Origin of the sequence: Streptomyces sp. NPDC020898, from assembly GCF_044333925.1 — a bacterium.
Taxonomy (GTDB): domain Bacteria; phylum Actinomycetota; class Actinomycetes; order Streptomycetales; family Streptomycetaceae; genus Streptomyces.
The window spans coordinates 368,742-382,988 of record NZ_JBIRRV010000004.1 but is presented as its reverse complement, the minus strand read 5'-3'; the positions used below and the strand labels follow the sequence as shown (position 1 = coordinate 382,988).

14 protein-coding genes are annotated in these 14,247 nt (G+C 71.0%); 8 read left to right on the top strand and 6 right to left on the bottom strand.

The genetic code is table 11. The features are described from left to right. Nucleotides 1-15 precede the first annotated feature (15 nt). The 3 genes from ACH4TV_RS16150 (at nucleotide 16) to ACH4TV_RS16140 (ending at nucleotide 1,116) form a co-directional block, all read left to right on the top strand. Nucleotides 16-453: an ATP-binding protein gene (locus ACH4TV_RS16150; RefSeq protein ID WP_398398388.1), complete on the top strand. Its 438-nt coding sequence runs from the start codon at nucleotides 16-18 to the stop codon at nucleotides 451-453. Nucleotides 454-517: 64 nt separating this feature from the next. Next, entirely contained in the window at nucleotides 518-865 is a 348-nt protein-coding gene (locus tag ACH4TV_RS16145; protein WP_398398386.1) for a hypothetical protein, read from the top strand. Beyond that, nucleotides 862-1,116, top strand: coding sequence for a type II toxin-antitoxin system RelE/ParE family toxin (locus ACH4TV_RS16140; RefSeq protein ID WP_398398384.1), 255 nt, complete (start codon nucleotides 862-864; stop codon nucleotides 1,114-1,116). Before ACH4TV_RS16145 ends, ACH4TV_RS16140 begins: the two co-directional genes overlap by 4 nt. Nucleotides 1,117-1,164: 48 nt before the next feature. On the opposite strand, the gene ACH4TV_RS16135 is transcribed toward ACH4TV_RS16140, so the two are convergent. The 3 genes from ACH4TV_RS16135 to pdhA are packed head-to-tail and all read right to left on the bottom strand — an operon-like array spanning nucleotide 1,165 to nucleotide 5,013. Next, a complete protein-coding gene (locus ACH4TV_RS16135; RefSeq protein ID WP_398398382.1) occupies nucleotides 1,165-2,643 on the bottom strand; it encodes a dihydrolipoamide acetyltransferase family protein in 1,479 nt (492 codons plus the stop codon). A gap of 10 nt (nucleotides 2,644-2,653) precedes the next feature. Next, a complete protein-coding gene (locus tag ACH4TV_RS16130; protein ID WP_398398380.1) occupies nucleotides 2,654-3,664 on the bottom strand; it encodes an alpha-ketoacid dehydrogenase subunit beta in 1,011 nt (336 codons plus the stop codon). A gap of 2 nt (nucleotides 3,665-3,666) precedes the next feature. Then, nucleotides 3,667-5,013: a pyruvate dehydrogenase (acetyl-transferring) E1 component subunit alpha gene (gene pdhA / locus ACH4TV_RS16125; protein WP_398398379.1), complete on the bottom strand. Its 1,347-nt coding sequence runs from the start codon at nucleotides 5,011-5,013 to the stop codon at nucleotides 3,667-3,669. A gap of 320 nt (nucleotides 5,014-5,333) precedes the next feature. Here pdhA and ACH4TV_RS16120 point away from each other — a divergent pair, with 320 nt between their 5' ends. The 3 genes from ACH4TV_RS16120 (at nucleotide 5,334) to ACH4TV_RS16110 (ending at nucleotide 8,066) form a co-directional block, all read left to right on the top strand. Beyond that, nucleotides 5,334-6,017 carry a response regulator gene (locus ACH4TV_RS16120; protein WP_398398378.1) on the top strand — a complete coding sequence of 228 codons (684 nt, stop codon included), beginning with the start codon at nucleotides 5,334-5,336 and terminating at the stop codon, nucleotides 6,015-6,017. A 101-nt stretch (nucleotides 6,018-6,118) separates the two neighbouring features. Beyond that, nucleotides 6,119-6,532, top strand: coding sequence for a pyridoxamine 5'-phosphate oxidase family protein (locus ACH4TV_RS16115; RefSeq protein ID WP_398398376.1), 414 nt, complete (start codon nucleotides 6,119-6,121; stop codon nucleotides 6,530-6,532). A 76-nt stretch (nucleotides 6,533-6,608) separates the two neighbouring features. Further along, entirely contained in the window at nucleotides 6,609-8,066 is a 1,458-nt protein-coding gene (locus tag ACH4TV_RS16110) for a phosphotransferase (protein WP_398398374.1), read from the top strand. Nucleotides 8,067-8,212: 146 nt separating this feature from the next. On the opposite strand, the gene ACH4TV_RS16105 is transcribed toward ACH4TV_RS16110, so the two are convergent. After that, nucleotides 8,213-9,823, bottom strand: coding sequence for a protein kinase (locus tag ACH4TV_RS16105; protein ID WP_398398834.1), 1,611 nt, complete (start codon nucleotides 9,821-9,823; stop codon nucleotides 8,213-8,215). A gap of 348 nt (nucleotides 9,824-10,171) precedes the next feature. Between ACH4TV_RS16105 and ACH4TV_RS16100 the strand changes: the two genes are divergently transcribed. Beyond that, nucleotides 10,172-11,848, top strand: a complete 1,677-nt coding sequence (locus ACH4TV_RS16100; protein WP_398398372.1) for a protein kinase — start codon at nucleotides 10,172-10,174, stop codon at nucleotides 11,846-11,848. Nucleotides 11,849-11,943: 95 nt separating this feature from the next. On the opposite strand, the gene ACH4TV_RS16095 is transcribed toward ACH4TV_RS16100, so the two are convergent. After that, nucleotides 11,944-12,486 (bottom strand): bacterial proteasome activator family protein, encoded by a 543-nt coding sequence (locus ACH4TV_RS16095; protein WP_398398370.1) that lies wholly within the window; start codon nucleotides 12,484-12,486, stop codon nucleotides 11,944-11,946. Between the two features lie 229 nt (nucleotides 12,487-12,715). Between ACH4TV_RS16095 and ACH4TV_RS16090 the strand changes: the two genes are divergently transcribed. Further along, a complete protein-coding gene (locus ACH4TV_RS16090; protein ID WP_398398368.1) occupies nucleotides 12,716-13,138 on the top strand; it encodes a hypothetical protein in 423 nt (140 codons plus the stop codon). A 19-nt stretch (nucleotides 13,139-13,157) separates the two neighbouring features. On the opposite strand, the gene ACH4TV_RS16085 is transcribed toward ACH4TV_RS16090, so the two are convergent. After that, nucleotides 13,158-14,138 (bottom strand): NAD(P)H-quinone oxidoreductase, encoded by a 981-nt coding sequence (locus ACH4TV_RS16085; protein WP_398398367.1) that lies wholly within the window; start codon nucleotides 14,136-14,138, stop codon nucleotides 13,158-13,160. Nucleotides 14,139-14,247: the final 109 nt, after the last annotated feature.

The following is a 14,247-nucleotide window of genomic DNA, read 5'->3' as shown; positions in this document are numbered from 1 at the left end:
CGGAGGTGCACACTCATGACCGACTGCTGTCCGCCCAACCCACCGAAGCCGCACGGCCATTACGACGCCGTCAGCTACACCCCGTACCCCCGCAGCGTTGCCCTCGCCCGCAGGCACGTAGCCCAGCTCGCCGTCGACTGGGGCCACCCCGCCACCGCAGGCGACGCGGCGCTCCTGGCAAGCGAGTTGTGCACGAACGCCCTGCTGCACGGGTGTCTGCGGGACCGTCTCTTCCGCGTGGAAACGTCCCTGACCGGCGACGCGCTGCGCGTCGCCGTCACCGACCCGAAGGGCGAGCGGCTACCCGAGCCGCGTGCCATCACCGTCAGCGACCAGTTCGGCCGCGGCCTGCTCATCGTGCGCGCAGTCGCCGACCGCTGGGCCGTGGAGCAGCTCACGGTGGGCAAGAGGGTGTGGGCGGAGCTGGACATCGCAGGGGGCTTGGATGCGTAACCCGCTCCACCGGCTCCGAAGGTGCCGCAGCGATACCTTGGCCGCACGGCGAAAGGAGACGCAGATGGCAGTCAAGTGGCAGAACGCAGTAGCCGAGGCTCGGGACGTCACCGGATTCACGAGTGAGGTCGTGCCACGCACCGTCGACGGCATCGGGACTGCCCTGCGACTCGACCACCGGGCCGACTTCTACACCGAGTTGGGCCGCCTGTCCGACTCCGGCGGCTTCGAGGCGTTCCTCAGTCACTGGTGGATCCAGGCCCTCGCCGACTCGGCACCGGACGAGCACGCACGCGAGCAGGCGATCGACTTCGCCGATGTGGCCGTGTCCCTGTACGCACGGTCCGCAGACGGACCCACATCCACGCAGGCCGAGGTCGAAGCCCTCATCGCCGGAGCGGACGCGTCTTGAGGCACACCATCATCTGGGAGAGAAACGCCTCGGAGGGCCTCAAGCGCCTCCGCGCCCGCGACGGCGACGCGGTGAAGCCGCTCCTCAAAGCAATCAACGCACTCGCCGACAACCCGGAACCCGCCACGAGCAGCAAGCTCGGCGGCACAAACCTAAGACGGTTACGCGTCGGCTCCTACCGGGCTACCTACGAGATCGACGGCAGGACCGTCTCCATCAAGATCCTCATGGTCGGCAGTACGCCGCTCTGACCGCCTCAGCCACGGCGGCCCCCGCGTCAAGCAAGGGCCGCCCAGAACTCACCCCCAGGCGATGAGCTTCTTCGGCTGCTCCAGGACCGCCGCCACGTCCGCCAGTACCTTGGACCCCAACTCCCCGTCCACCAGCCGGTGATCGAAGGAGAGGGCCAGGGTCGTCACCTGACGGGGCTTGACCTTGCCCTTGTGGACCCACGGCTGGAGCCTGATCGCGCCGACCGCGAGGATCGCGGACTCGCCGGGGTTGAGGATCGGCGTGCCCGTGTCGACGCCGAAGACGCCGACGTTCGTGATCGTCACCGTGCCGCCCTGCATCGCCCCGGGCGAGGTCTTGCCGTCCCGTGCCGTGGACACCAACTCGCCGAGCGCCTCCGCCAGTTGCGGAAGCGTCTTCTCGTGGGCGTCCTTGATGTTCGGGACGATCAGGCCGCGCGGGGTGGCCGCCGCGATACCCAGGTTGACGTAGTGCTTGAGCACGATCTCCTGGTTCGCCTCGTCCCAGGACGCGTTGACGTCCGGGTGGCGCTTGATCGCGACCAGCAGTGCCTTGGCGATCAGGAGCAGCGGGTTCACCCGGAGGCCCCGCATCCCGTAGGAATCGGGGTTCCGCTTCAGCTCCTCCACCAGCTTCAGCGTGCGTGTCACGTCCACCGTCACGAACTCCGTGACATGCGGCGCCGTGAACGCCGAGCCGACCATCGCCGCCGCGGTCGCCTTCCGTACGCCCTTGACCGGGACGCGTGTCTCCCGCGTGCCGTCGTACGTGGTCACCGGCGCCGGCGCCGCCGGGGCCGTGACCGGCGTCGTGCGCACCGGCTCGAGTGCCGCCGGGGCAGCCGGAGCCACCGCCGCGTGCACGTCCTCGCGCGTGATGATGCCGTCGGGGCCCGACGGGGTCACCGTGGCCAGGTCGACGCCGAGATCCTTGGCGAGCTTGCGCACCGGCGGCTTCGCCAGCGGACGGGCAGCGCCGCCGGCAAGGGCGAGGCCGGCCAGGCCGGGGACGGCACCGGGGCCGCCTCGCCCGTTGGTCTCCGGGGGCCCGCCGTGGCCGTTCAGCTCGGCCTGGACCGCGGCGGCGACCTCCTGGGGCGGGACCTCGGCGCCCTTGCGGGGGCGGCGTTTGGTCGAGGAGACGGCCACGCCGTAGCCGACGAGGACCGGCTGGCGGGCGGGCGGCTTCGCCTCCTCGGGCGCCTCGGCAGCAACGGCGGCCTGAACCGGAGGATCAGCCTCCGCCGGAGCTGCGGCCCCGGCCCCGCCCGTCAGATCCACCGCGATGATCGACGTACCCACGTCGACCGTCGTGCCCTCCGCGAAGTGGAGTGCGCGGACGACTCCGTCGTACGGGATGGGCAGTTCGACGGCCGCCTTGGCGGTCTCGACCTCGCACACCACCTGGCCGTCGGTCACCGTGTCGCCCGGCTGGACGTACCACTTGAGGATCTCGGCCTCGGTGAGTCCCTCGCCCACGTCGGGCATCTTGAACTCGCGAACGGACGCGTCTGTCATCGTCGTCACGTCCCTCTCCTCAGTACGCCAGCGAGCGGTCGACGGCGTCGAGCACCCGGTCCAGGCTCGGTAGGTACTCCTCTTCCAGACGCGCCGGCGGATACGGCGCGTGATAGCCGCCGACCCTGAGCACCGGAGCCTCCAGATGGTAGAAGCAGCGCTCCGTGATCCGGGCGGCGATCTCCGCGCCCGAGCCGAAGAACACCGGTGCCTCGTGCACCACGACCAGGTGCCGGGTCTTCTCGACCGATGCCTGCACGGCGTCGAAGTCGAGCGGGGAGACCGAGCGCAGGTCGAGGACCTCCAGGGACCGGCCCTCCTCGGCCGCCGCGTTCGCGACCTCCAGGCAGAGCTTCACCATCGGGCCGTAGGCGGCGAGGGTGAGGTCGGTGCCCGCACGGACCACCCGGGCCTTGTGCAGCGGCCCCGGAATGGCCTCGACATTGACCTCGGCCTTGTCCCAGTAGCGCCGCTTCGGCTCGAAGAAGATCACCGGGTCGTCGCTCTGGATGGCCTGCTGCATCATCCAGTACGCGTCCGAGGAGTTGGACGGAGAGACCACCTTGAGGCCGGCCACGTGCGCGAAGAGCGCCTCCGGGGACTCCGAGTGGTGCTCGACCGCGCCGATGCCGCCGCCGTACGGAATGCGGATGACGACCGGGAGCTTGATCTTGCCCAGCGCACGCGCGTGCATCTTCGCGAGCTGGGTGACGATCTGGTCGTACGCCGGGAAGACGAAGCCGTCGAACTGGATCTCCACCACCGGGCGGTAGCCGCGCAGGGCGAGGCCGATGGCCGTGCCGACGATGCCCGACTCGGCGAGCGGGGTGTCGATGACGCGGTCCTCGCCGAAGTCCTTCTGCAGGCCGTCGGTGACCCGGAAGACACCGCCGAGCTTGCCGACGTCCTCACCCATGATCAGGACCTTGGGGTCCGACTCCAGGGCCTTGCGCAGCGATTCGTTGATCGCCTTGGCCAGGGCCATGCTCTTGGACGTCGTGCTTGTCGAAGTCACTGTCTCTGCCGCCATGGTCACGCCCCCTCCCCATCTGCGAACGACGCCTGGTAGGCGGCGAACTGGGCCCGCTCCTCGTCCACGAGCGCATGCCCGTCGGCGTAGGTGTGCTCGAAGATCGCGAAGGGATCCGGGTCCGGCATGGCACGGACCGCTTCGCGCACTCGCCTGCCCAACGCCTCGCTCTCCACCTCTAGTTCCGCGAAAAATCCCTCGTCCGCGTGGTTTGAGGACTCCAGATACGTGCGAAGACGCGCGATCGGGTCCTTCGCCTCCCAGGCGGCCCGCTCGTCGTCGTGGCGGTAGCGGGTCGGGTCGTCGGAGGTGGTGTGGGCGCCCATGCGGTACGTGTACGCCTCGACCAGCGTCGGGCCCTCGCCGCTGCGGGCCCGCTCCAGGGCCCACTTCGTCACCGCGAGGACGGCCAGGACGTCGTTGCCGTCCACTCGTACGCCCGGGAAGCCGTAGCCCTGCGCGCGCTGGTAGAGCGGGACGCGGGTCTGGCGCTCGGTCGGCTCGGAGATCGCCCACTGGTTGTTCTGGCAGAAGAACACCACGGGGGCGTTGTAGACCGAGGCGAAGGTGAAGGACTCGGCGACGTCGCCCTGGCTGGAAGCGCCGTCCCCGAAGTAGGCGATGACCGCCGAGTCGGCGCCGTCCTTGGCCACGCCCATCGCGTAGCCGGTGGCGTGCAGGGTCTGCGAGCCGATGACGATCGTGTAGAGGTGGAAGTTGTTGCTGTTGGGGTCCCAACCGCCGTTGTTGACCCCGCGGAACATGCCGAGCAGGTTGGTCGGGTCGATGTCCCGGCACCAGGCGACGCCGTGCTCGCGGTAGGTCGGGAAGACGTAGTCGTCGGGGCGGGTGGCCCGCCCGGAGCCGATCTGGGCGGCCTCCTGGCCGAGCAGCGAGGCCCACAGGCCCAGCTCGCCCTGGCGCTGCAGTGAGGTGGCCTCGGCGTCGAAGCGGCGGGTCAGCACCATGTCCCGGTACAGACCGCGCAGGTCGTCGGGGGTGAGAGCGGCGACGTAGTGGTCGTAGTCGGCGTTCTTGACGCGCTTGCCCTCGGGGGTCAGCAGCTGGACGAGGTCCGGATCGGCGCCCGTACCGGTCGTCCTGACGGTCGTACCGGCTGTCCGGGCTGTCCCCGCGGGCTTCGCGGCCGGCTTCTTGGTGGCGGCGCGTTTGGTGGTGGCACGCTTCGCGGCCGGGGCCTTGGTCGTTGCCGCGGTGTCGGGCCGGGCGGCCGTGGCCTGCGCGTCGGCGGCGGGTGCGTCGGTGGTTTTCGCGGTGGTGCGGCTGGTACCGGTCTTGCTTCCGGCGCTGCGTCGCGGTTTGCGCGCGGCAGTGCTCTCCACGGTCACGTGTACTCCTCCGTCGGTCCGGCCCCGGGGTTGCCGGGTAACCAGTGCGGCTCACCTGTTCCCGATACCCGTGCACGGGGTGGGTGCCACTCGGCCGGAACAGGCGTGAAAGGTGCCCCGGCGAGCGTCCCGCAAGCATCACGTTACCCAGTGCGCCATATTTCTATGAACCACCCCTGACCTGCGATTTTGCTTGGAAATCCAAGTAAATTGAACAAGTCGGGAAGGGACCCTGGTCACAGCCTTGCAGGGGGCCGGAACAACGGCACGTTATCCCGCGCACCCAGGTCACGGGAAGGCCCGTGTGTGAGACTGACTTCGTGCCCGAAGATGGAAAAATCACTGTATTTCTCCTCGATGACCATGAAGTCGTCCGCCGGGGAGTCCACGAACTGCTCTCGGTCGAGGACGACATCGTGGTGGTCGGCGAGGCCGGCACGGCGGCGGACGCACTGGCGCGGATTCCGGCCACCCGCCCGGACGTGGCCGTCCTGGACGTACGGCTCCCGGACGGCAGCGGCGTCGAGGTGTGCCGCGAGATCCGCTCCCAGGACCCGGGCGTGAAGTGCCTGATGCTGACCTCGTTCGCCGACGACGAGGCCCTCTTCGACGCGATCATGGCGGGCGCCTCCGGATACGTCCTGAAGGCCATCCGCGGACATGAACTACTGGCGGCCGTACGGGACGTGGCCGCCGGAAAGTCCCTGCTCGACCCGGTGGCGACCGCCAGCGTCCTGGAACGGCTGCGGGACGGCGGCGGCCCGCCGAAGGGCGACGAACGGCTCGCGAACCTCAGCGAGCGGGAGCGCAGGATCCTCGACCTGATCGGCGAGGGGCTCACCAATCGCGAGATCGGTGAGCAGCTGCACCTCGCCGAGAAGACGATCAAGAACTACGTGTCCGGGCTGCTGTCCAAGCTCGGCATGCAGAGGCGCGCGCAGGCGGCGGCGTACGTGGCGCGGTTGCAGGCGGAGGGGCAGGGGCAGCGGCAGGGGTTCCAGTAGAAGTACTTCGGGGTCGGGACACCCGAATCGGGACCTAAGACCCTTCTTCTCGGGGCGAGCGCCCCTGGTGTGGCCGTTCCCCGGTCGCGCACAGTGAGTGCATGCCGACCGACGAACAGCGCGCCGCCGCCGAGCTCCTAGGCCGTGTCGAGCACGGCCGGGTCGCGACCAGCATGCGCGCGCTGCCCTTCCTGGCGTCCGCCCGGCACATCGTCGTGGACGGCCGGGTCCTGCTGCGCCTGCACAGGGGGCACGGGTACCACCGGGCGTGCGTGGGCGGGGTCGTCGCGTACGGCGCGGAGGTTCCGTCCGCGGCTCCGTCCGCGCGGAGTCGGCAGTCGTGGTCCGTGCAGGTCGTCGGTGAGTGCGCCGCCGTGGAACCGACCACCGCCGAGCTCGACCGGTTCGGGCCCGCGCCGCGCTCCGTGGACGGCGTTCCCTTCGATCCCGTCTACCTGCGCGTCGAACCTCAGTTCGCGACCGTGCACTCCGTGATCGAAACCGACAGCCTCTGACCGCCCTCGGTCACCTGTGACTGCCTGGGACAAGCGCCCCGCTCGCGCGCCCGGCTCGTGCCCTAACATCTGGCGCGTGCCGCGCTCATCTGTACCACCCCTTGTGCCCCATGCGCCCCCGCTGGGCGCCCTCCTCCGCCAGTACGCCGCCGGGTCCGCGCTGACCTGCGACCCCGTCGACCAAGGGCTGCTGAACCGCGGCTACCGGCTCGCCACCACCCGCGGCGACTACTTCCTGAAGCACCACTTCGACCCCGAGACCGCCGACCCCGCCGCGATCGCCCGCCAGCACCGGGCGACCCAGCGCCTCGCGGATCTCGGGGTCCCGGTGGCCCCGCCGCTGCCCGGCCGCGACGGACGTACGGTCGCCGTCGTCGGCGGCCACGCCTACGCCCTGCACCCCTGGATCGACGGCCGCCACCGCCACGGCGGCCAGCTCAGCACCGTCCAGTGCGGCCGGCTGGGCGCCCTGCTGGGCGTGGTCCACGCGAGCCTGGAACGGGTCATGCCGACGCGGGGCCGGGCATCCGCCGGCCGGGCCGGGGACGGGCGCGGCCGCGAGGGCGAGGATGTCGGCGAGGGCCGGGCCGACGCACAGACAGTGACCGCCGGCCGGCAAGTGAACGCCACCCGAGGCCTGGCCGCCGGACAGGACGGAGCCGCCGGGCGAGGGGATGACGGCCGCCCGGGAGACCCGAGCCGGCGTGGCGAAGCCGGTCGGCGGGGAGACGCACCCCGGCAGGACGGCCCCACCGACCGAACCCGAGCCGCCTCCACCGAAGCCACTGGCTCCGCCCTACCCACCACCTCCGCGGAAACGCACACCCCAGCCGCTCCCGACGGCCCTACGGAGCCCCCGCGCTCAGCCGCCTCCCACCCCACCGGCCACACCGGCCACCCCAACCAGCCCAGCCACCCCCACACCCCCACCGATGCCCACGCCCCCGCGAACCTCCCGCCCCCCGCCGCCAGCGCCGACCCCGCCGACACCTTCGCGCTCATCGACGATCTCCTGGGCCATGTACGCCGGCACCGCCCCACCGACGCCTTCGACGAACTGGCCAGGCACCGGCTTCTGGAGCGGCGGGCGCTGCTGGAGCAGCACGCGGACCGGCGGCCCCCGCCGGGCGGCTCGGTGGGGTGGGTGCACGGCGACTTCCACCCGTTCAACCTGCTCTACAAGGGGGACGCCCCGGCCGCGATCGTCGACTGGGACCGGCTCGGCGTGCAGCCCCGCGCGGAGGAGGCCGTACGCGCCGCCGCGATCTTCTTCGTACGTCCCGCCGGGACCCTCGACCTGCCCAAGACACGGGCGTACGCGCGCGCGTACCGGCGTACGGCGGGTGCCACGCCCTCGGAGCTGGCGGCCGCCGTGCACCGCGTGTGGTGGGAGCGGCTCAACGACTTCTGGATGCTGCGCTGGCACTACGAGCGCGGGGACACCCGCGCCGACTCCCAGTTCCCGGCCGCCTCGGCGCTCGCGGTGTGGTGGACGCGCGAGTACGACGCGGTGTGCGAGGCGTTCGCGGACTGACACCCGCCGAGACCGACCGCTGACGAATCCGGCAACGGCACGCGCGCGTGAAGCCCTCGTCGGGCCGCACGCGCGCGTGGAGGCTGCTTTCCGTCAACCGGCCGACGGGTTTGTTCACCCGGAGGGCCAAAGGGGCGGTCGGCCGGTCAGGGGGTGCCGCCGCCACCCTCCGTGCCGCCGTCCTCCTCGCCGCCACCGCCGTCGTCACCCGTCGGATCCACCGACGGCGTCACCTCGCCCCCCGTCTCACTCACCGTCGCCGACGGCTCCGCGCTCGTCTCGACGTCCGACGGTGTGGGCGACGGCTCGGTGGAGGGGGTCACGGAGGGTGTGTACGACGGTGTGTACGACGGCGTCCACTCGGACCCCGGGTCCGAGCCTGTGCCGTCGTCGGTGGCACTGCTCGTCGGCTCGTCGGTCACCTCGTCGCTCGGGCTCGGCGTGGTGTCGTCCTGCGTCGCGGTCTGCGAGGTGGTCGGCGACTCCGATACGCCGGTGTTGCCCGCGTCGCCGTTGCCGTTCTGGAGGGCGATGGCGACGCCCGCGGCGATGGCGATCACCGCGAAGAAGGCCAGTATCCACAGCTTGCCCCGGCCGCCGCCGCCCCGGTTGCCGTGCCCCTCGAAGCCGCCGTCGTCCCGGCCGCCGTATCCGGAGGGCAGGATCTGCTGGGGGATCTGGGTGGTGCCGGAGTGGTCGCCCGGGTGGGGAATCACGGTGGTGCTCGCGAAGCCCGCCGAGGGGGTGTGCCGGCCGCCGTGCATGTCGACGGGCCCGGTGTTCCAGGTGCCGGTGTGGCTGCCCTGGTCGTACAGCATCTGCAGGCCGTACTGGATCAGCCCGCGCATCTCCTCGGCCGTCTGGAACCGGTCGTCCGGCTCCTTGGCCAGGGAACGCATGACAAGCCCGTCGAGTTCCGGCGGCGCCGCGTCCGAGACCTCGGACGGGGGCACCGGAATGTCCTGGACGTGCTGGTAGACCACGGACAGCGGCGTCTCACCGATGAACGGGGGCCGCAGCGCGAGGAGTTCGTAGAGGAGGCAGCCCGTCGCGTACAGGTCGGAGCGGTGGTCGACGGCCTTGCCGAGGGCCTGCTCCGGGGAGAGGTACTGCGGCGTGCCCATGACCATGCCGGTCTGCGTCATCGTCGACTGCGCACCGTGCAGGGCGCGCGCGATACCGAAGTCCATGACCTTGACCGCGCCGCCGTGCGTGATGATCACGTTGGCGGGCTTGATGTCGCGGTGCACGATGCCGTGCTGGTGCGAATAGGCAAGCGCTTCCAGCACCCCGGAGACGATGATCAGGGCCTGCTCGGGTCCCGGCGCCTCGGCGTTGATGAGGAGGTCGCGGATGGTGCGCCCCTCGACGATCTCCATCACGATGTACGGGACGGACTGGCTGCCGCCCGCGCCGTAGCCGCCGTTGGGCAGCGTGTCCTCGCCGGAGTCGTACACGGCGACGATCGAGTGGTGGTTGAGCCCGGCCACCGACTGGGCCTCGCGCGTGAAGCGGGCCTTGGAGGTCGGGTCCTCGGCGAGGTCGGCGCGGAGCAGTTTGATGGCGACGGTCCGCCCGAGGCGCACGTCCTCGGCGGCGAACACCTCTGCCATGCCGCCCCGGCCGAGTCTGTGGGTGAGCCGATACCGGCCGTCCCCGACCAATCCGCCGTTACCCCACAACTCAGGCGCGTCTGACATACCGCCGCCTGCCGCCTCGGGGTCGGACGGGCCCTGAGCGCGCTGCTGTGCCATCAGTCCTCGCCGTCGTTTCTGCCCGCGGTGCGCGCGGTCTTGTTACGGTCTCCGTCGGCCACGCTACAGCCTCCGCGCAAGCCTCCGGTCCGGGAGGAGATCCTGGACGAGCTCCGCGAGGAGCCCGGATACGGGTCCCGGGCGGACCGGCCATCAAACCCGTTGCGGGTATCGTCGTGCAAATTGCGTGCTGTGTCCGTGCAACCCCCGTAACGCTTCCGCGACGCTTCCTTCGCGTACGGTCACGGAACGGGCACCGCGCTTGACGTGTCAGTGCCCTCCGGCAGACTTGGCCGGGAACCAGCCAATCGATCACGTGCGGCTGTGGAGAAGTTCGGGGGACGCGGAGACATGAGCCAGGACGGCGCACACGGCAGGTACGCGGGGCACGCGCTCGCCGGCGGGCGCTACCAGCTGCGCGATCTGCTCGGCGAGGGCGGTATGGCCTCGGTGCACCTCGCGTACGACTCGGTCCTCGACCGGCAGGTCGCGGTCAAGACGCTGCACACCGAGCTGGGCCGGGAACCGGCCTTCCGCGAGCGCTTCCGCCGCGAGGCCCAGGCCGTGGCCAAACTCACCCACACGAACATCGTCTCGGTCTTCGACACCGGTGAGGACGATGTCGCGGGCACCACGACGCCGTACATCGTCATGGAGTACGTCGAGGGGCAGCCGCTCGGCTCCGTTCTCGACGCGGACGTACGTCAGTTCGGGGCGATGCCCGCCGACAAGGCCCTGAAGGTCACCGCGGACGTGCTGGCGGCGCTGGAGATCAGCCACGAGATGGGGCTGGTCCACCGGGACATCAAGCCGGGCAACGTGATGATGACCAAGCGCGGTGTCGTCAAGGTCATGGACTTCGGCATCGCCCGCGCCATGCAGTCGGGCGTCACGTCGATGACGCAGACCGGCATGGTCGTCGGCACCCCGCAGTACCTCTCCCCGGAGCAGGCGCTGGGCCGCGGTGTGGACGCTCGTTCCGATCTCTACTCGGTCGGCATCATGCTGTTCCAGCTGGTCACCGGACGGCTGCCGTTCTACGCGGATTCGGCGCTTGCGATCGCGTACGCGCACGTCCAGGAGCAGCCGGTCGCCCCGTCCTCGGTCAACCGGGCGCTGCCCCCGGCGCTGGACGCGCTCGTCGCCCGCGCGCTGAAGAAGAACCCGAACGAGCGTTTCCCGAGCGCCGTCGCCATGCGCGACGAGTGCCTGCGCGTGGCCGCCTCCCTCCAGCAGGCCGCGCCGAACATCGTCCCGGGCGCCCCGTCGCAGAGCGGCGCGGGCGTCGCCTCGGCCGTCTTCCCGCCGGTCGACCAGGCGACCCCGGCCCCGCCCGGCTCCGTACAGACCCCGTACCAGCCGACCCCGCACCCGCACGCGAACCCGTACGGCGCCACTCCGCCCCCGTCATACGCACAGCCGCACACGCCCCCGCAGACACCCGCTCCGGCGTACGGCTATCCGCAGCAGGCCGCATACCAGGCGCCGGGTGCGTACGCGCCGCAGCACACGCCTCCGGTCGCCTACTCGCCCTCGCCCCCGTCCTCCTCCGGAGGAGGACGGAAGAGCAACACCCCGGTGATCGTGGGCTCGATCGTCGTCTCGCTCGTCGCCATCGGCGGCCTGCTCCTGGCCCTGAACCTGGGCGGCAACGACAGCACCGACAACGGTGGCGGCACAAGCACCGGCACCGGCGCCGGCAGCAGCGCGAGTGCTCCGGCCTCGCAGGCCTCGGGATACAAGGGACCGGACCTGAGCAAGAAGATCGACGAGGAGGAGTGCTCGGAGGCGCGGGAGTCGTACAACGACCCGGACAAGATCCGGGTGCCGAACTTCGCCTTCAAAAACCTGACCTCGGTCAAGACCTGCTTCCAGGCGGCCGGCTGGCAGATGAAGGTCAAGCGGGTCGCCGAGAACACGTACGGCAAGGACACGGTCATGGACCAGTTCCCGTCCGCTGACACGGACGTCGATCCGGAGAACATGCCGGTGATCGAGCTGAGCGTGTCGACGGGCAACCCGGCCTGAGCGCACGGTTGTTCATGCCGTTGTTCATGGAGCGGGGCCCGGCAGCCGGTCAGTCGGCTGCCGGGCCCCGCTCCATGAGATCTGGGTAGCAGGACCTAGAGGTAGGGCCCGCCTGTACGCCCGCCCGCTCGCAGGTCGTCGTCGCCCTCGTGGCCGCCGACTCCCGGCGGCAGCGCGCGGCGCATCTGCTCCAACTGGGCGCGCGCCGCCATCTGCTGGGCGAACAGGGTGGTCTGGATCCCGTGGAAGAGGCCCTCCAGCCAGCCCACCAGCTGGGCCTGCGCGATCCGCAGTTCGGCGTCGCTGGGAATCCCCTCGTCCGTGAACGGCAGGGACAGGCGCTCCAGTTCGTCGACCAGCTCGGGTGCCAGACCGTCCTCCAGCTCCTTGACCGAGCTGGCGTGGATCTCCTTGAGCCGAACGCGGCTCGCCTCGTCCAGAGGAGCCGCACGTACCTCCTCCAGCAGCTGCTTGATCATGCTGCCGATCCTCATGACCTTGGCGGGCTGCTCCACCATCTCCGTCACCGGGATCTCTCGGGAGTCCTCGTCACCACCGCCGCCGAGAGCCATCCCGTCCTGGCCAACGACCAGGATCTGAGGGTTCTCCGGCGACCTTTCGTTCCTCGGCATCTCCATGTCGCCATTCTCTCGCACCCACACACTCCATCAGCGTGGTGCCCCCCTTATGGAGTGATCCACCGTGTACGGACCGGAGGTTTCCGTCGGTCGGCAGGTCCGCGGCGGGTCCGACGGCAGGTCCGGCCCGGTGGTTTCCCGCCCGGGATGCCGGACCGTCGGGTGCGTGTGAGGCTGATCCCGTCGAACCTGGTGACTGGCGACTCCGCTGCGGGAGGAGGCCACCGACATGACTCCATGGCTCCGCGCACTGCGCACAGGGACGACTCTGCTGGCTCTGGCGGCACCCGCGCTCGCCGCTTCCCTGCCGGGCACGACACCGTCGTACGACACCGCCGGCGCCCCCGTCCCGTACGTGGCCCGGCCCGCCCCCGACGCGTCCCGGGCCGGCAGCCGGGCGGGCGAGGGGCGGGAGCGCCCCGGACGACGTGACTCCGCGCCGCCCGACGAGGCGGGGGACCCGGCGGCGTACGAGGAAACCGCCCCCATCCCCACCTCCGACCCGGACGATCCGCAGGACGCCGGCGCGCTGCCCGGCGCGGTCTCCGGACCGGTGCTGCGGATACTGCCGCTGGGCAGCGGACTGGTCCTCGTCGGCCTCGGCCTGGGCCTCGCCCTCTTCGCCCTGCGGCTGCGCGTACGCAGGGCGTGACCGGCCTACGGGCGTCCGGCTACGGGTTCACCAGCAGCACCTTTCCGATGTGCCCGCTCTCCTCCACCAGCCGGTGTGCCGCCGCCACCTTGCTCATCGGGAACTCGCGGTCGACGACCGGCCGTACGTGACCGGCTGCGAGCAGCGGCCAGACGTGTTCGCGTACGGCGGCCACGATCGCCGCCTTCTCCACGAGCGGGCGGGCGCGCAGCGAGGTCGCGCTGATCGCGGCCCGCTTGGCAAGGAGCGCGCCGATGTTCAGTTCGGCCTTGACGCCGCCCTGCATACCGATGATCGCGAGCCGTCCGTTGACGGCGAGGGCGCGGACGTTGCGGTCCAGGTACTTGGCGCCCATGTTGTCGAGGATGACGTCGGCGCCGGCGCCGCCGGTGGCCTGCTTCAGTTCCTCGACGAAGTCCTGCTCGCGGTAGTTGACGAGGATGTCGGCGCCGAGTTCGGCGCACTGGTCGAGCTTCTCCTTCGTCCCGGCCGTCACGGCGACCTTCGCGCCGACCGCCTTGGCGAGCTGGATGGCCATCGTGCCGATGCCGCTGGAGCCGCCGTGCACGAGGAGGGTCTCGCCGGGGCGGAGGTGGGAGATCATGAAGACGTTCGACCAGACCGTGCAGGTCACCTCGGGCAGCGCCGCCGCCCGCTTCAGGTCGACGCCCTCGGGCACGGGCAGCAACTGCCCGGCCGGGACGGCCACCTTCGTCGCGTAACCGCCGCCCGCGAGCAGCGCGCACACCTCGTCGCCGACGCTCCAGCCGGACACCCCGGGGCCGACCTCGGCGATCCGGCCGGAGCATTCCAGGCCGGGGTACGGGGAGGCGCCGGGCGGCGGGTTGTAGAAGCCCTGGCGTTGCAGGATGTCGGCACGGTTGACGGCGCCGGCCACCACCTCGACCAGCACCTCGCCCTCGCCGGGCACGGGATCGGGGACCTCGGCCCACACCAGCGCCTCGGGCCCTCCGGGTTCGGGAATCGTGATCGCATGCATGAGGGGACGCTACTCCCCGCCCCGGCGAAATTGAGGTGCGGTCCGGGTCCGACGGAGAGACCGTGGAGAAACGTGCCGCGCGACCGATGAGTTTCCGGGCGGCCCGCGG